The 16,925-nt window shown below is 67.2% G+C and carries 16 protein-coding genes and 1 tRNA gene; 7 read left to right on the plus strand and 10 right to left on the minus strand.

The genetic code is table 11. The features are described 5' to 3' along the window. Position 1 precedes the first annotated feature (1 nt). The 6 genes from AB4120_RS25680 to AB4120_RS25705 all read right to left on the minus strand — a co-directional run bounded on the left by AB4120_RS25680 (position 2) and on the right by AB4120_RS25705 (position 6,491). Entirely contained in the window at positions 2–295 is a 294-nt protein-coding gene (locus tag AB4120_RS25680; RefSeq protein WP_149136483.1) for a YkvA family protein, read from the minus strand. Positions 296–443: 148 nt separating this feature from the next. After that, positions 444–1,586, minus strand: coding sequence for a BMP family ABC transporter substrate-binding protein (locus tag AB4120_RS25685; RefSeq protein WP_149136482.1), 1,143 nt, complete (start codon positions 1,584–1,586; stop codon positions 444–446). A 73-nt stretch (positions 1,587–1,659) separates the two neighbouring features. After that, on the minus strand, positions 1,660–2,580 hold the full coding sequence (locus AB4120_RS25690) for an ABC transporter permease (protein WP_144197498.1): 921 nt from the start codon (positions 2,578–2,580) through the stop codon (positions 1,660–1,662). An 18-nt stretch (positions 2,581–2,598) separates the two neighbouring features. Next, the gene (locus AB4120_RS25695; RefSeq protein ID WP_144197499.1) at positions 2,599–3,693 is read right to left on the minus strand and encodes an ABC transporter permease; all 1,095 of its coding nucleotides are present in this window, start codon (positions 3,691–3,693) and stop codon (positions 2,599–2,601) included. Further along, the gene (locus AB4120_RS25700; protein WP_441643001.1) at positions 3,686–5,254 is read right to left on the minus strand and encodes an ABC transporter ATP-binding protein; all 1,569 of its coding nucleotides are present in this window, start codon (positions 5,252–5,254) and stop codon (positions 3,686–3,688) included. The genes AB4120_RS25695 and AB4120_RS25700 overlap by 8 nt, the downstream gene beginning before the upstream one ends. 331 nt (positions 5,255–5,585) lie before the next feature. Next, positions 5,586–6,491 carry a pirin family protein gene (locus AB4120_RS25705; protein ID WP_149136480.1) on the minus strand — a complete coding sequence of 302 codons (906 nt, stop codon included), beginning with the start codon at positions 6,489–6,491 and terminating at the stop codon, positions 5,586–5,588. 681 nt (positions 6,492–7,172) lie between these two features. Here AB4120_RS25705 and AB4120_RS25710 point away from each other — a divergent pair. Genes AB4120_RS25710 through AB4120_RS25725 form a run of 4 tightly spaced genes read left to right on the plus strand, consistent with a single transcriptional unit; the run spans position 7,173 to position 10,707 of the window. Continuing rightward, complete coding sequence (locus AB4120_RS25710; protein WP_441643002.1) at positions 7,173–7,889, plus strand: ABC transporter permease; 717 nt, start codon at positions 7,173–7,175, stop codon at positions 7,887–7,889. A gap of 13 nt (positions 7,890–7,902) precedes the next feature. After that, a complete protein-coding gene (locus AB4120_RS25715; RefSeq protein ID WP_441643003.1) occupies positions 7,903–8,844 on the plus strand; it encodes a glycine betaine ABC transporter substrate-binding protein in 942 nt (313 codons plus the stop codon). 10 nt (positions 8,845–8,854) lie between these two features. After that, the gene (locus tag AB4120_RS25720; protein ID WP_144197504.1) at positions 8,855–9,508 is read left to right on the plus strand and encodes an ABC transporter permease; all 654 of its coding nucleotides are present in this window, start codon (positions 8,855–8,857) and stop codon (positions 9,506–9,508) included. Further along, positions 9,505–10,707, plus strand: a complete 1,203-nt coding sequence (locus tag AB4120_RS25725) for an osmoprotectant ABC transporter ATP-binding protein OsmV (protein WP_144197505.1) — start codon at positions 9,505–9,507, stop codon at positions 10,705–10,707. Before AB4120_RS25720 ends, AB4120_RS25725 begins: the two co-directional genes overlap by 4 nt. Before the next feature lie 79 nt (positions 10,708–10,786). Here AB4120_RS25725 and AB4120_RS25730 read toward each other — a convergent pair whose 3' ends face one another. Together AB4120_RS25730 and AB4120_RS25735 are read right to left on the minus strand one after the other, a co-directional pair. Next, positions 10,787–12,364, minus strand: a complete 1,578-nt coding sequence (locus AB4120_RS25730) for an aldehyde dehydrogenase (NADP(+)) (RefSeq protein WP_149136477.1) — start codon at positions 12,362–12,364, stop codon at positions 10,787–10,789. Positions 12,365–12,476: 112 nt separating this feature from the next. Continuing rightward, the gene (locus tag AB4120_RS25735) at positions 12,477–13,235 is read right to left on the minus strand and encodes a FadR/GntR family transcriptional regulator (protein WP_144197507.1); all 759 of its coding nucleotides are present in this window, start codon (positions 13,233–13,235) and stop codon (positions 12,477–12,479) included. Positions 13,236–13,454: 219 nt separating this feature from the next. On the opposite strand from AB4120_RS25735, the gene gudD reads away from it, so the two are divergent. Beyond that, positions 13,455–14,804, plus strand: coding sequence for a glucarate dehydratase (gene gudD / locus AB4120_RS25740; RefSeq protein WP_149136476.1), 1,350 nt, complete (start codon positions 13,455–13,457; stop codon positions 14,802–14,804). A 59-nt stretch (positions 14,805–14,863) separates the two neighbouring features. Further along, a complete protein-coding gene (locus AB4120_RS25745; RefSeq protein ID WP_149136475.1) occupies positions 14,864–15,862 on the plus strand; it encodes a Bug family tripartite tricarboxylate transporter substrate binding protein in 999 nt (332 codons plus the stop codon). A gap of 81 nt (positions 15,863–15,943) precedes the next feature. Here the strand turns inward: AB4120_RS25745 and AB4120_RS25750 are convergent. Beyond that, positions 15,944–16,033: transfer RNA gene (locus AB4120_RS25750), tRNA-Ser, on the minus strand. A gap of 192 nt (positions 16,034–16,225) precedes the next feature. On the opposite strand from AB4120_RS25750, the gene AB4120_RS25755 reads away from it, so the two are divergent. After that, positions 16,226–16,738 carry a glycine zipper 2TM domain-containing protein gene (locus tag AB4120_RS25755; protein WP_149136474.1) on the plus strand — a complete coding sequence of 171 codons (513 nt, stop codon included), beginning with the start codon at positions 16,226–16,228 and terminating at the stop codon, positions 16,736–16,738. Positions 16,739–16,810: 72 nt separating this feature from the next. On the opposite strand, the gene AB4120_RS25760 is transcribed toward AB4120_RS25755, so the two are convergent. Further along, positions 16,811–16,925: IS3 family transposase (locus AB4120_RS25760; protein WP_441592170.1), on the minus strand; the 115-nt coding region annotated here is incomplete at its 5' end.

Raw genomic sequence — 16,925 nt, forward strand, 5'->3', positions numbered from 1 at the left:
GTCAGCGCGACCGGACCGTGGTCGCGGTGGCGCGCATCGTCGCCTGGCGCAAAATGTGCGGCGGCAGCCGCTTCAGGATCAGGTGGACGGCCAGCGGAATCAGTACCACGTCATCGACGATGCCGAGCCCGGCGATGAAATCTGGAATGAGGTCGATCGGGGAGATGGCGTAGAACACCAGCCCCAGTGCGGCAGGCTTGAGCCACGCGGGCGCGTCGGGATGACGCAGCGCGAACCAGAGCAGGCTGCCGTCGCGGCGCACCAGCGTCCACAGGGCCGAAAATCGCTTCCACATATGGGCCTCCTTATCCACACGCAACACACGCAACACACGCGCCATTTGCGCATGCACGGATAACTTGGGCCGATGCAGGGGGATTCAAGTTCCCCCTCTGCCCGAGGCAGCGGACAGAGGGGGAGGTCAGTCAGGCCGAAACCGGCGATCAGCCCGGCACGTTGCCTTCCACGCCTTCCACGTAGAACTTGATGTCGTGCAGGAACTTGTCGTCGGCGACCTGATCCTTGGCCAGCTGTTCCTTGCCGGCGTTGTCCTTGAGCGGACCCTTCCAGATCGGGGCGGTACCGTCGATCACGCCCTTCTTGCGTTCCTCGACCAGCGCCTTCACGTCATCCGGCACCACGGCGTTGAAACCCTTCAGGTCGATCATGCCTTCCTTGAGGCCCCACCACGTGGTGCTGTTCTTCCACTGCTTGTTCAGCACGTCTTCCACCACCTTGTTGTAGTAGACGCCCCAGGTGATCACGGAGGCGGCCAGGTGGGCCTTCTCGCCGAACTTGCTCATGTCGCTGTCCCAGCCGAACGCGTAGACGCCCTTTTCCTGCGCGGTCTGCACCACGGCGGCGGAGTCGGTGTTCTGCATCAGCATGTCCACGCCCTGGCCGATCAGGGTGGTGGCGGCTTCGCGCTCCTTGCCCGGATCGAACCACTTGTTCACCCACACCACCTTGACGGTGGCCTTGGGGTTCACGCTGCGTGCGCCGAGCGCGAACGAGTCGATGTTGCGGATGACCTCGGGAATCGGCACCGACGCCACCACGCCCATCTTGCCCGACTTGCTCATCTTGCCGGCCACCACGCCGGCCAGGTAGGCGCCTTCATAGGTGCGCACGTCGTACTGGGCGAGGTTGTCGGCGGTCTTGAAGCCGGTGGCGTGCTCGAACTTCACGTCCGGGAATTCCTTGGCCACCTTCAGCATCGACTCCTGATAGCCGAACGTGGTGCCGAAGATCAACTTGTTGCCCTGGCTGGCCAGGTCGCGGAACACGCGCTCGGCGTCAGCGGCGGACTCGGGCACGTTCTCGACGAACGAGGTCTTCACCTTGTCGCCGAACTTGGCTTCCACCGCCTTGCGGCCGGCGTCATGGGCGAAGGTCCAGCCGGCATCGCCCACCGGGCCGATGTAGACGAATGCCACCTTGAGCGGTTCGCTGGCGGCGGCGGCCGGCGCGGAGGCCGGGCCTGCCGTCTCGGCCGGCTTGTCGGCCTCTTTTTTGCCGCAGCCGGCCAGGGCCAGTACGGCGGTGGCGGCCAGGGCTGCCAGGGTGGTCCTGCGTGACACGATCATCGATCTCTCCTTGAAAAACGTCTTGTGATGCGTTTGGTTTTGACGACTGGTTGGCTCGAAAAACGACGAAAAATCAGGCATTGCCCGGGCGGAACGGCTTGCCCAGCGAGGCCGGCATATTGAGCCGGATCCACGCCGGGTTCCGCGAAATCAGCGCCAGCACGACGATGGTGGCCGCGTACGGCAGCATCGACAGCACCTGCGACGGCACCGACACGCCAATGCCCTGCAAATAGAACTGGAGGATGGTCACGCCGCCGAACAGCCACGCGCCCACCAGCACCCGGCCCGGGCGCCACGTGGCGAAGGTGGTCAGTGCCAGCGCGATCCAGCCCCGGCCCGAGACAAGGTTCTCCACCCACATCGGCGTATAGACCAGCGACAGGTACGCGCCCGCCAGCCCGCAGCAGGCGCCGCCGAACAGCAGGGCACCAAAGCGGATCCAGCGCACCGGGTAGCCCAGCGCATGGGCGGACTCCGGGGACTCGCCAATCGCGCGCAGCGTCAGCCCGGCCCGCGTGCGGAACAGGAACCACGCGATCGCAGCACATAGCAGAATGCTGAAATACACCATCCAGTGATGCTGGAAGAAGGCCGGCCCGACAAAGGGCAGGTCGGCCAGGAACGGCACCGACTTGGCCTGCGCGGGCATGGCGTAGCCGACGAAGCGCTGCGCCATGAAGGCCGAGAGGCCGGTGCCGAAGATCGACAGCGCCAGGCCCGTGGCCACCTGGTTGGTGGCCAGCACCAGCGCCAGCCACGAGAACAGCGTGGCCATCAGCATGCCCGCCAGTGCGCCGGCCGCGAAGCCGAGCATGGGCGACTGGGTCTGGTAGCCGACCATGAAGCCGAACGCGGCAGCCACCAGCATCATGCCTTCGGCGCCGAGGTTAAGCACGCCGGCGCGCTCGTTGACGAGCAGGCCCAGCGCGGCCAGCAGCAGCGGGGTGCCGGCGTTGATCGCCGTGGCGATCAGGGGAGCGAGTTGTTCCATATTCTTGTCGGCTCCGGTTCAGGCGGCCCGGGCGCGCCAGCGCAGGCGGTTGTCGATCAGCGTGTCGCACGCCAGCAGGAAGAACAGCAGCATGCCCTGGAACACCCAGCCGATGGCCGAGGGCAGCCCCAGGCGCGACTGCGCCATCTCGCCGCCTATATAGAAGAGCGACATGACGATGCCGCCGAACACGGCGCCCACCGGATGCAGCCGCCCCACGAAGGCGACGATGATGGCCGTGAAGCCGTAGCCGGGCGAGATCGAGGGCAGCAGCTGGCCGATCGGCCCCGTCACCTCGAACGCGCCCGCCAGCCCGGCGGTGCCGCCCGAGATCATCAGCGCGCTCCACAGCGCCTTGCGCGACGAGAACCCGGCGTAGCGCGCGGCCAGTGGGGCGGTGCCGCCCACCTGGAGCCGGAAGCCGGCAAAGCTGCGGAAGACGAACACCGTCATCGCCGCCACCAGCACCAGCATGACCAGGAAGCCCACGTGCAGCCGCGAGCCGGACAGCAGGTTCGGCAGCAGGAACTCGGACGAGAACACCTTCGACTGCGGGAAGTTCATCCCCGCCGGGTCCTTCAGCGGCCCGTTGACCACCCACAGCAGCAACTGCTGGGCGATGTAGGTCAGCATCAGCGAGACCAAAATCTCGTTGGCGTTGAAGCGGTCCTTGAGCAGCGCGGTGATGGCCGCCCAGGCCATGCCGCCGATAATGCCGGCCAGCCCGGCGATGACCAGCACCGCCGGCCCGGCGATGGTGTGGCCCGGTGTGTCGAAATAGAGCACGGCGGCCCCGGCGAAGATGCCGCCGAGGATCAGCTGCCCATCGGCGCCAATGTTCCAGACATTGGCCCGGTAGCAGACCGACAGCCCCAGCGCGCAGAGCACCAGCGGCACGGTCTTGAGCAGCACCTCGCCAATCGCGCGCTTGTCTTTCAGCGGATCGACCAGGAATACCTTGAGCGCGGCCACCGGGTCCTTGCCGAGCACCAGGAACAGCAGCGCGCCGAACAGCAGCGTCAGTACCAGCGCGAACACCGGCGAGGCATAGGCCATCGGGCGCGACGGGGCGCCGCGCGGCGCCAGCGTCAGCGGGGAGCGGAGATCAGCCATGGCTAGCCTCCTCCGTGGCGGCGTGCGGCCGTTCGCTGGCCGGCCCGCCCTCCCATAAGCCGCTCATCCACAGGCCCACCTGCTCGCGCGTGGCCGATTCCACGGGAATCGACGGCGACAGGTGTCCCTTGGCCATCACATGGAGCCGGTCGCACAGGCCGAACAGCTCGTCGAGTTCCTCGGACACGACCAGCACGGCGCAGCCGGTGGCCTTCAGCGCGAGGATCTCGTTGTGGATCTGCGCGGCGGCGCCCACGTCCACGCCCCAGGTGGGCTGTGCCACGATCAGCACTTTCGGGCCACTTTCGATCTCGCGTCCGACGATGAATTTCTGGAGATTGCCGCCCGACAGACTGCGCGCCAGCGCCGCCGGCCCGCTGGCCTTGACGCGGAAACGGCTGATGATGCCGGCCGCCAGGCCCTCGGCCGCCTTCGGCGACACCATGCCGCCCCGCACATAGGGCGGCGTCTGGTGCGACAGCAGGGTGTTGGCCGACAGGCTCATGCCCGGCACCGCGCCCCGGCCAAGCCGCTCCTCGGGCACGAAGGCCAGCCCCACGCGGCGGCGGGCGGCGGCGTCGAGCCGGCCCACCGGCTGGTGGTCGATCTGCACGCTGCCCGCCGCGCCGCGCGGGTCCTCGCCGGAAAGCGCCGCCAGCAGTTCCTGCTGGCCGTTGCCGGACACCCCGGCGATGCCGACGATCTCGCCCGCATGCACATCGAGCGCAATCTGTTGCAGTTCGGTGGCGAAGGCGTGCGCGCGCGGCACCGAGAGGTCGCGCACGGCCAGCCGCACCGGCCCGCGCTCGGTGGTCACGCGGGCCTCGCGCGGCGGCTCGCCGCCGATCATCAGCCGCGACAGCGACGCCGCGCTTTCCGCGCGCGGGTCGCAGACGCCGGTCACCCGGCCCATCCGCATCACGGTGGCGTGATGGCACAGCGCCCGGATTTCATCGAGCTTGTGACTGATATAGAGGATGCTGGTGCCTTCCTCGGCCAGCTGGCGCAGCGTGACGAACAGCGTCTCCACGGCCTGCGGGGTCAGCACCGAGGTCGGCTCGTCCAGGATCAGCAGTTGCGGCCGGGCCAGCAGCGCGCGGACGATCTCCACGCGCTGGCGCTCGCCCACGGACAGCGTGTGCACGTGGCGGTTCGGCTCCAGCGGCAGGCCGTAGCGCGCCGCCGTGGCTCGGATGCGTTCGGCCAGCTGTTTCATCCCGCCGACTTCCTTCGGCGGAAGGCCGAGCGCGATGTTCTCGGTCACGGTCAGGGTGTCGAACAGCGAGAAATGCTGGAAGACCATGGCGATGCCCAGGTTGCGGGCATCGTGCGGGTTGGCGATGGCGACCGGCGCCCCGTTGAAGTGCACCTCGCCGGCGTCCGGGCGGACCGCGCCGAAGATGATCTTCATGAGGGTGGATTTGCCGGCGCCGTTCTCGCCAAGAACGGCGTGGATCTCGCCGGGAGCGACGGAGAGGCTCACGTCGTCATTGGCGGTCACGCCGGGATAGCGCTTGGTGATGTGGGCAAGCGCCAGCCTGGGGGGAAGTTGTAATGTCACTGAGGCGGCTCGGATTGTTGTGGCAGCAACGTTGAAATCAGGCACGTGACAGCGGCTGTGCGTGGCGCAGCATCGCCGCGCGGCAGGTTGTCATCATCATGGTGTCGTGATGCCCGGAATTTGCTGTGGATTATATAAGTGCGCGGGGGTTCGGCGGGCCGTTTCCGGCCGCAGGCCATGGCCCACAACGGTTACAGGCAGGTTGCAAGTCGCGTGCCGAGCACGCGGGCATGAAAAAACCGCCGCGCTGTCACGAGGACAGGGCGGCGGTCAGCAAGAGCCCCGGCGGGCGCCGGGGCAGGGGAGTGGGAGGGTGGGTGGGTTAGGGTGGTCAGGCACTGGCGGCCACGCCAAAGCGGCCTTCGCGGAAGTCGGCCAGCGTCTGGTAGATCTGTTCCTGCGTGTTCATCACGAACGGGCCGTACTGCGCAATCGGCTCGTTCAGCGGCTGGCCGGCAATCACCAGGAACTGCGCGTCGCCCGAGGCGGTCACGACCACGCCATCGGCCTGGCCGTTGTTGTCGAGCACGCCCATGCGCTGCGCTTCCACCACCGCGTCGCCAATCCGCACTTCGCCCTGATGCACATAGATAAAGGCGTTATGGCCGGCGGGCAGGGCCTGCGTGAAGGTCTGCCCGGCGGGCAGGTTCACGTCGAGGTAGATCGGCGCGGTGACCGGGCGCGTCATGGCCCCGGCCACGCCGTGGGTGGCGCCAGCCAGCACGCGCACGGTGCCGCCCGAAGGCAGCGCCACGGTCGGGATCGACGTAGCCGGCATGTCGCGGTACCACGGCGTGGTCATCTTGTCCGCGGCGGGCAGGTTCAGCCAGAGCTGGAAGCCTTCCATGCGGCCGTCTTCCTGCTCGGGCAGTTCCGAGTGCACCACGCCGGAGCCGGCCACCATCCACTGCGCGCCGCCGCCTTCAAGCAGCCCTTCATTGCCGGCGCTGTCGCGGTGACGCATGCGGCCAGCCAGCATGTAGGTGATGGTCTCGAAGCCCCGGTGCGGGTGATCAGGGAAGCCGCCGATGTAGTCGTCCTTGTTGTCGGTGCCGAAGGCATCGAGCATCAGGAACGGGTCCAGCCGGCGTTGCAGGTTCTGCGTCAGCACGCGGGTGAGCTTCACCCCGGCGCCATCGGACGTGGCAATGCCGCGCACCACGCGGTCGACGGAGCGCGAGCGCGCTACGGTCTCCTGGGCGGTGGCCGGAACGGTGGCGAGAGTGCGGGTTTCCATGTTGTTTGTTCTCCTGTGGCGGACGGCCCTCGGCCGTCTCTGCATACCCGTAAATGTAGGGGTTTGGTGGCAAAGCGGTAGACGGCCGACGGGCAACAGATTGTTCCACTCATGCTGCAAGTGAGCATGCAGTCGGCGCATGGATGCAACGGGCTGACCAGCGTATCGGCAGTCGGAAGATCGCTGCCAGATCGCAGAAGAAGCCGCCCGAAACCGCGGCGGAAAACGCGAAGATGACAGGTTGACAGAAGTTGTGTAGAATAGCGCTCTCTTTGTCATCCGTTGCTGGAAATTGCTGTGGGTCGGTCTGTGCCGGAATCCCCGCAATCCGTTGTCCAGCAACGGCCGATTGACCGGCGGCGCCCACCGAAGCGCGTTTTCACAACGACACCAGTCGCCGCCACTGGCCAAGCCGGATCGATGCGATCCGATTGCGCCGCTACCGGGCGATTCGCACCCACCGCTGCACCCCGCGAATCCCCTTCACAAGGCTGTCCCGCCCCTTTCGCGTGGCAGCCACAAGTCCGTCCGCCGGCAATCGTGCCGGTCATGGCGGCAAGGCAATCTGAACCGGGCCCCGGCGGGCACCCATCCGAACTACCGCCGGCCCTTTTGTTTTCCGCTTCCGGGAAGTGGCGCATGAATCTCATGATGCCGCCCCTGGCGTTGGAAAGGGGGAATATGTCGAAGCAAACCATCCGGGCGCTGGCCTGGAGCGGTGTCATTGCCGCTGCGCTGGCCGGTCTGGTCGCGTGGATTGGTGTGGATGTGATTCATCGATATCACGAGCGTCTCTTGTACGACGTGGGCGACCACCTCCGTCTGGTCGCCATCTCGATGGCGATGGCGCTCATCACCGGCGTGCCCGCGGGCATCGCCCTGAGCCGGCCCTGCATGCGCCGCTGGGCGGACCGCCTGATGCAGATCTTCAATATCGGCAATACCGTGCCGTCGCTGGCCGTGCTGGCGCTTGCGCTGGCGGTGCTCGGCATTGGCGAGCGCCCGGCGGTGCTGGCGCTGTGGCTGGCGTCGCTGCTGCCCATCGTGCGCAATACGTACGAAGGGCTGCGCAACGTCTCGCCGGCCCTGCGCGAGGCCGCGCGCGGTATCGGCATGACGCCGTGCCAGCGCCTGGTGCGCGTGGAACTGCCCAACGCGCTGCCCGTGATCCTGGCCGGGGTGCGCATCAGCCTGGTGATCAACGTGGGCACCGTGCCGCTCTCGTTCCTGATTGGCGCCAACAGCCTTGGCGAGCTGATCTTCCCGGGCATCTACCTGAACAACCAGCCGCTGCTGCTGCTGGGCGCCGCGGCTACCGCGCTGCTCGCGCTGCTGCTGGACGCGCTGTTCGCCGCCGCCGGCCATATCTATCTGCGCCGCCGTGGGCTGGCGTACTGAGGAGTCGAATCACATGGGAATGCAACGAAACTGGGAACGCCGGCTGTACTGGCTGTTCGCCGTGGTGGGCGTGGCGGCTGCCGCCGTGCTGCTGGGCACTGCCCCGGCCCGCGCGCAACAGCCGGCCGGCGAGCCCGTGCGGGTGGGCGGCAAGAACTTCACCGAGCAGCTGATCCTGTCGTCGATGACCACGCAGTACCTGCGCGCCAAGGGCATCAACACGGAAGTCACCTCGGGTCTGGGCAGCACGCTGATGCGCCAGGCCATGGAATCCGGCCAGCTGGACGTGGTGTGGGACTACACCGGCACTGCGTTGATCGTCTTCAACAAGGTCGAGGAAAAGCTTGACGCCGAGCAGAGCTACGCCCGCGTGAAGCAGCTGGACGCCGCCAAGGGGCTGATCTGGCTGGACGCCTCCCGGGTCAACAACACCTACGCGCTGGCCATGCCGAAGGAGCGCGCCGAGCCGGGCTTGACCACGCTGTCGGCCTATGCCGCCAAGCTGCGCGAGAAGGCTGCCGATGACAAGGCCCGCCCGTTCGCCGTGGATATGGAGTTCGCAGCGCGCCCGGACGGCCTGGAGCCGCTCAAAGCCGCCTACCAGCTGCCGCCGGGCCGCAAGGACGTGATTCAGCTCGATCCCGGCCTGGTCTACACCGCGCTCAAGAACAATCAGGTGGATCTGGGCCTGGTCTACACCACCGATGGCCGCGTGAAGGGCTTCGACCTCGTGCTGCTGGAGGACGACCTGCACTTCTTCCCGCCGTACAACGCCGTGCCGGTCGTCCGCAAGGCCGTGCTCGACAAGCGGCCGGAGTTGGCCGGCCTGCTCAACGCCCTGTCCGCCCAGCTCGACAACGCGGCGATGACCGACATGAACTATCAGGTCGATATCGGCCAGCAGCCGGTGGACAAGGTGGCGGGAGACTTCCTGCGCAGCCACGGACTGATTTGAGGAGCCGCCCATGGATTTGCTGACTTATCTCGCGCATAGCTGGCCGACACTGCTGCGGCTGACCGGCGAGCATCTGGCGCTGGTGGGCTCCGCCGTGGGGCTGGCCATCCTGATCGGGGTGCCGCTCGGCATCCTGATCACGCGCCACCGCTTCCTGGCCACGCCGCTGCTGGCGCTGGCCACGGTGGTGCTGACGCTGCCGTCCATCGCGCTGTTCGGGCTGATGATCCCGATCTTCGCGCGCTTCGGCCACGCGCTTGGCTACGTGCCGGCGGTGACCGCCGTGTTCCTGTACTCGCTGCTGCCGATCATGCGCAACACGTACACGGCGCTGGCCAATGTCGACCCCGGCATCCAGGAAGCCGGGCGCGGCATCGGCATGACCACCTGGCAGCGCCTGCGGCTGGTGGACCTGCCGCTGGCCGTGCCGGTGATCCTGGGCGGCGTGCGCACGGCCGTGGTGATGAACATCGGCGTGGCCACCATTGCCGCCATCATTGGCGCCGGTGGCCTTGGGGTACTGATCCTGCAAGCGATCAGCCAGAGCAACATGAGCAAGCTGGCGGTGGGCGCGGTCCTCGTCAGCGTGCTCGCCATCGCGGCGGACGCCGGCCTGCAAGCCCTGCAGCGCGCGCTCACGCCGAAAGGAATCCGCCAACCATGATCGAACTCGACCAACTCACCAAGTCTTTCCACCAGAAGGACGGCACGGAAGTGCGCGCCGTGGACGCCGTCTCGATGACGGTGCCCAAGGGCGAGATCTGCGTCTTCCTGGGCCCCTCGGGCTGCGGCAAGACCACCACGCTCAAGATGATCAACCGGCTGATCGAGCCCACCTCGGGCACGGTCCGCATCGAGGGCGAGGACACCGCCGGCATCGACGGCGTGACGCTGCGCCGCAAGATCGGCTATGTGATCCAGCAGATCGGCCTGTTCCCGAACATGACGATCGAGGAAAACATCATGGTCGTGCCGCGCCTGCTCGGCTGGGACAAGCGCCGCTGCCGCGAGCGCGCCCGGGAGCTGATGTCGATGGTGCAGCTCGACCCGGACAAGATGCTGGGCCGCTACCCGCGCGAGCTGTCGGGCGGCCAGCAGCAGCGCATCGGCGTGATCCGCGCGCTGGCGGCGGACGCCCCCGTGCTGCTGATGGACGAGCCGTTCGGCGCGGTGGACCCGATCAACCGGGAGAGCATCCAGAACGAGTTCTTCCAGATGCAGCGGCAGCTGGGCAAGACCGTGATCATGGTGTCGCACGACATCGACGAGGCCATCAAGCTGGGCGACAAGGTGGCCGTGTTCCGGCGCGGGCAACTGGTGCAGTTCGACCATCCGGACGCGCTGCTGGCCCACCCGGCGGACGACTTCGTGCAGGCCTTCATCGGCCATGACAACACGCTCAAGCGCCTGCTGCTGGTGCGCGCGGGCGATGCGGCGACGATGCCGCCGAGCTGCCGTCCGGACATGTCGCTGGCGGAGGCGTTCGGCGTGATGGACGAAGCCGACGTGCGCCACCTGCCGGTGATCGATGATGCACAACGCGCGCTGGGCTACGTCACGCGCCGCGACGTGCGCAACGCGCTGGCCAAGGGCGGCAGCTGCGCCGACGTGCTGCGCCCGTTCGCGGTCAGCGCCGCGTTCGACGAGCACCTGCGCATCGTGCTGTCGCGGATGTACCAGCACAACACGAGCTGGCTGCCCGTGGTGGATGGCGAGGGGGTCTACCTCGGCGAAGTCACGCAGGAGTCGATTGCCGACTACCTGAGTTCGGGGCGCTCGCGCGGCAACGCGCCGGTGATTCCGCCGCCGGTATCGTCGCCGGTCACCACGCCGAGTTCGGCGCCGGTGCGGGTTGCCGCCTGACCGCGGCTGGAACGCCCTCCGCCATGAAAAACGGCCGCTTGCGCGGCCGTTTTTTCGTTCATCAGGACTGGGATGAGGCTCATGCCCGGCCGAGTTCGCCGTCCTTCAGGCGCCACAGGTTCAGCGGGTTGCCATCCTGCACGGCTGCCGGCAGCAGGGCGGCCGGCACGTTCTGGTAGCACACCGGACGCAGGAAGCGGTCGATCGCCGAAGCGCCCACCGAGGTCGTGCGGGTGTCCGAGGTGGCCGGGAACGGGCCGCCGTGCACCATCGCGAACGACACTTCCACGCCAGTCGGGTAACCGTTGAACAGCACGCGGCCCACCTTGCGTTCCAGCGCCGGCAGCAGGCGCGCGGCCACGGCCTGGTCGCCGGCGTCAGCCTGCACCGTGGCCGTCAGCTGGCCTTCCAGGATGCGGGTGACGGCCAGCAGTGTGTCCACGTCGCGGCAGGTGACGAGCACCGTCGACGGGCCGAATACTTCGGCATGCATGCGGTGATCGGCGATAAAGCGCTCGGCGGTCGTCTCGAAGAATGCCGGACGTGCCTGGTTCGGACCCGTGCCTGCCAGGCCGCAACCCGGGCGGGTCAGGCCTTCCACGGCGGACAGCTGGGCTACGCCACGCTCGAATGCCTGATGGATGCCCGGCGTCAGCATCGTGCCGGCGGCCTTGGCCGACACCGCTGCCACGGCGGCGGCGCGGAAGGCGTCCAGCGCCGGGCCTTCGATGGCCAGCAGCAGGCCGGGATTCGTGCAGAACTGGCCCACGCCCATCACCAGCGATTCCACCAGGTCACGCGCAATGGCTTCGCCGCGCGCGGCCAGCGCCTCGGGCAGCAGGTAGACCGGGTTGATGCTGCTCATCTCGGCGTAGACCGGAATCGGCTGCGGACGCTCGTTGGCGACCTTGACCAGCGCCATGCCGCCCGTGCGCGAGCCGGTGAAGCCCACGGCCTGGATCACCGGATGGGCAACCAGCGCCGTACCGATGGCGATGCCGGCGCCCATCACGAGCGAGAACACGCCTTCCGGCAGGCCATTGTCGGCAACTGCCTTTTGAATCACACGTCCGACCAGCTCCGAGGTGCCCGGATGCGCCGGGTGGGCCTTCACGACCACCGGGCAGCCTGCGGCCAGCGCGGAGGCGGTATCGCCGCCGGCCACCGAGAATGCGAGCGGGAAGTTGCTGGCGCCGAACACCGCCACCGGACCCACGGGAATGTTCTGCATGCGCAGGTCGGGGCGCGGCGGGGTGCGCTCGGGCAGGGCGCTGTCGAGCGTGGCGTCTTGCCAGCGGCCATCACGCACCACGCGCGCAAACAGGCGCAGCTGGCCGGCGGTACGGCCGCGCTCGCCCTGCAGGCGGGCGAGGGGCAGTGCCGTTTCGGCGTGCGCGCGCTGGACCAGTTCATCGCCCAGTGCCTCGATGCCTTCGGCGATCGATTCGAGGAAGCGCGCACGCTGCTCGGGCGTGGTCGCACGATAGGTATCAAAGGCCGCCTCGGCCAGTTGGCAGGCGCGGTCCACATCGGCGGCATTGCCACCGTGGAACGTCGGGGCCAGCGTCTCGCCCGTGGCCGGGTTAATCGCCTGGAAAGTGTCTTCGGTGCCGCGTATGGCAGTTGCGCCGATCAGCATCTCGCCGGTAAGAGTCATGGTGTATCGATCCTGCGTCGTATCAGAAACATGTCATAAGACATCATATGACATCGGAAAGTCGCCCGCAACCGCGCCGCCCCCAACTGCCAGCGGGGCCGCGCGCATGGCGTCAGGCGGGAGAACCGGTGGAGCCGGCCATGGCGGAAGCCTTGCGCAGGCGCTCGCGGCTGTTGGTCAGGTGCATGCGCATGGCGGCCTTGGCGGCCTCGGGGTCGCGGCGCTCGATCGCATCGTAGATGCTCTCGTGCTCGAAGTTGACGCGCTCCAGGTACTGCTCGCGCTCGGGCGTGCTGACCTGCAGGCGGCTGCGCGGAATCACCATCGTGCCGAGGTGGCCCATGATGTCCGTGAAATAGCGGTTGCCGGTGGCGCGCGCGATGGACAGGTGGAATTCGAAGTCCGAGCCCACGGCGTCGCTGCCTTCGGAAGCCTTGCGTTTCATGTCGTCGAGCGCGCGGCGGATGGCCGTGAGCTGCTCGTCGCTGCGCCGCGTGGCGGCCAGGCTCGCGGCCTCGGCCTCCAGGCTGACGCGGAATTCCAGCATCGCCAGTACGTCCATGGCCGTGACCATGGCCGAGGGGTCGATGCGGAACGGCGAATGGGTCTCGACCGGGCGGGCCAGCACGAAGGTGCCGATGCCGTGGCGGGTCTCAACCAGGCCGCTGGCCTGGAGGCGCGAAAGTGCCTCGCGCACCACCGTGCGGCTCACGCCAAGCGTGGCCATGATCTCGGATTCGGTGGGCAGCTTGTCGCCGGGCTTGATCTGGCCCTGCTGGATGCTGTCGGTCAGGTTACCCACGACTTCCTCGGCAAGCGTACGGCCGCGGCGGCGCAGGGGGGCGGGCGAAGTCATCGGGACATTGGACATGGGTAGGGGAAACTGAGGTATTGACCGGCGCAAGATGCGCTCATTATACTGCGTCGTAAGTCATACGATGACAGATAACGCACAGGTTTGCGAGACCCCTTGCAATAATTGGTATCGATCTGTCGCGTATGGCGGCCAAACATCACAAGCAGGGCGCAGTCTCGTCTTGGAGCGCGAACCCGGCATCACCCTGAAACGCGATTTCGGAGACAGATCCACATGACCGCATCCCAACATGCCGGCGTTGCCACGCCCGTCGTCACCGCGCTGACCGTCGTGCCCGTGGCGGGCCACGACAGCATGCTGATGAACCTGTCCGGCGCCCACGGCCCGTACTTCACCCGCAATATCGTGATCCTCAAGGACAGCGCCGGCAATACCGGCGTGGGCGAGGTGCCGGGCGGGGAGGGCATCCGCCAGACGCTGGAGGATGCGCGTCCGCTGGTGGTGGGTCAGCCGATCGGCCAGTACCAGGCTGTGCTGAACAAGGTGCGTGCGACGTTCGCGAACCGCGACGCCGGTGGCCGCGGCCTGCAAACCTTCGACCTGCGCATCATGATCCATGCCGTGACGGCGATCGAGGCGGCAATGCTCGACCTGCTCGGCAAGCACCTGCAGGTGCCCGTGGCCGCGCTGCTCGGCGAAGGCCAGCAACGCGACGCCGTGGAGATGCTCGGCTACCTCTTCTACGTGGGCGACCGCCAGAAGACCACGCTGGACTACCGTACCGAGCCGAACGCCGACAACGAATGGTTCCGCGTGCGCAATGAAGTGGCGATGGACGCCAAGGGCGTGGTGCGCCTGGCCGAGGCCGCATACGAGCGCTACGGCTTCAACGACTTCAAGCTCAAGGGCGGCGTGCTGCGCGGCGACGAGGAGATGGAAGCCATCATCGCGCTGCACGAGCGCTTCCCCAAGGCGCGCGTGACGCTGGACCCCAACGGCGGCTGGCTGCTGGCCGACGCGATCCGCCTGTGCCGCGACAAGCACGGCATCCTGGCCTACGCCGAAGACCCCTGCGGTGCCGAGGACGGCTACTCGGGCCGCGAGATCATGGCCGAGTTCCGCACCGCCACCGGCCTGCCGACTGCCACCAACATGATCGCCACGGACTGGCGCCAGATGGGCCACGCGGTGCGCCTGCACTCGGTGGACATTCCGCTGGCCGACCCACACTTCTGGACCATGCAGGGTTCCGTGCGCGTGGCGCAGATGTGCGCGGAGTGGGGCCTCACCTGGGGTTCGCACTCGAACAACCACTTCGACATCTCGCTGGCGATGTTCACCCACGTGGCCGCCGCCGCGCCGGGCCGCGTCACCGCCATCGACACGCACTGGATCTGGCAGGACGGCGAACACCTGACGCGCAGCCCGCTGAAGATCGAGGGCGGTCTGGTGCAGGTGCCCAAGACGCCGGGGCTGGGCGTGGAACTCGACATGGACGCGCTGGCACGTGCCAACCGTCTCTATCAGGAGAAGGGTCTGGGCGCGCGCGATGACGCCATCGCCATGCAGTTCCTGATCCCGGGGTGGAAGTTCAACAACAAGGCGCCGTGCATGGTGCGGTAACGCGTTCCGGTCACGGATCAAGGCATTAAAGATAAGACAGTCAGACAGGAGACAAGACAATGCTGAAACAGAAGACGCTGTTCCGCCGGATTGCCGGTGTATTCGTCGCCCTGGCCGTGGGCGCCACGGTCAGCAGTGTGGCCGTGGCGGCCGGCACGGCCTGGCCGCAGAAGGCGGTGACAATGGTGGTGCCGTTCCCGGCTGGCGGGTCGTCGGACACCATCGCCCGCGTGCTGGCGCAGCCCCTCAACGACAAGCTGGGCCAGCCGTTCGTGATCGACAACCGCCCCGGTGCGACGGGCGCGATTGGAGCCACCTTCGTCAAGCGTGCCCCGGCCGATGGCTACACGCTGCTGGTGGCCTCGATTGGCGTGTACGCGGTCAACCCGTTCCTCCAGAAGAACCTGGCCTATGACCCGGCCAAGGACTTCGACCTGCTGACCGTGGCCGTACGCGCGCCGAACGTGCTGGTGGCCAACCCGAACTTCCCGGCCAAGAACCTGGCGGAGCTGGTTGCCCATATGAAGAAGAACCCGGGCAAGGTGAGCTTCGCCACCTCGGGCGCGGGGTCGTCCGACCACCTGACCGCCGCGCTGTTCTGGCAGAAGAGCGGCACTGACGGCCTGCACGTGCCGTACAAGGGCGGCGCGCCGGCCATTTCGGACCTGCTCGCGGGCCAGGTCGATGTCTCGTTCCAGAACCTCAACGCGGTCATCCAGCACATCCGCACGGGCAAGCTGCGCGCGCTGGCGATTACGTCGGACAAGCGCTCGGCCCTGCTGCCGGACGTGCCGACGATGGCCGAGGCCGGCGTCAAGGATGTGGAAGTCTATTCGTGGCAGGCCGTGGCCGCCCCGAAGGGCCTGCCGGCGGACGTGAAGTCGCGCCTGCACGGCGCGCTGGTGAGCGCGCTGAAGGAGCCGGGGATGCAGAAGAAGCTGGGCGAGCAGGGCTTCGAGATCGTCGCCAACACGCCGGAGCAGTTCGTCCAGTTCGAGAACGAGGAACTGAAGCGCTGGAAGACCGTGATCGAGCAGGGCAAGATCACGCTGGAGTAAGCGCCAGGACCGAATTACCGTGGGGGTCAATGCTCCACAGCAGTGCTTCGCCCCGCCTGAATGGCGGGGCTTTTTATTGTCTGGCGGAAGCGGTGAGATTCGAACTCACGGATGGGTCACCCCATCGGCAGTTTTCAAGACTGCTGCCTTAAACCACTCGGCCACGCTTCCTTGGAGGGCCGCATTATACAAGGTGGCGGCGGCCCGTAGTGTGATGCCCTCGTCAATCGCCTTGCCTGCGTTGTCGGTGTTTGTCGGACACAGCGGAACCTTGTGGGCCGCATCGCCTCATATTGGCAGGACGCGCGGCGCCTGCCCACCGCGCGTTGGCATCTCAAACAAGCGATAGAGGAGGACTTATCCATGCAGCAACATCGCAACAAATCGTGGCTGGCCCTTGGCGCGCTGGCCTGTGCGGCCACCCTGGCAGGATGCGCGCAGCCGGGCTACAACGGCTATGGCAACTACAACAACGCACCCCCTAACACGGGCTACCAGGACCCGAACCAGGCCTCCTACCAGGCCCCGGCCGGGTCGGTGTTCACCGGCCGCGTGGAGTCGATCGAGCCGATCAACTCCACGCAAGGCAGCTCGGGCCTGCTCGGCACCGTGATTGGCGGCGCGGCGGGCGGCCTGCTCGGTCACCAGATCGGTGGCGGGCGCGGCCAGACCGTGGCGACCATCGGCGGTGCCGTGGCGGGCGCGGTGGCTGGCAACCAGATCGAGAAACGCGCGGGCAGCAATACGCAGACCGTGTATCGCGTGAACGTGCGGCTGGACGATGGCCGGATGGCCACCGTGACGCAGAGCAATATCGGCAACCTGCGCGTGGGCGACCGGGCGCGCGTGGCCAACGACATGGCCACGCCGTACTGAGTACGCACCTCGTAGTCTTACGAAAAAAGCCACGCGTCATGAACTGACCCCCAGAAGTTGGACGGTTGATGGCTAGGCCGGAAAGGGCTGAGTCCTGTATTGCACGGGACTCAGCCCTTTTAGTTTGAGCTTGATGCGGTCATGATTGTAGTAGTGAATGTATTGGCGCAGTCCATCCTGCAGTTGC

It is taken from the genome of Cupriavidus sp. 2KB_3, assembly GCF_052115685.1.
Taxonomy (GTDB): Bacteria; Pseudomonadota; Gammaproteobacteria; order Burkholderiales; family Burkholderiaceae; genus Cupriavidus; species Cupriavidus campinensis.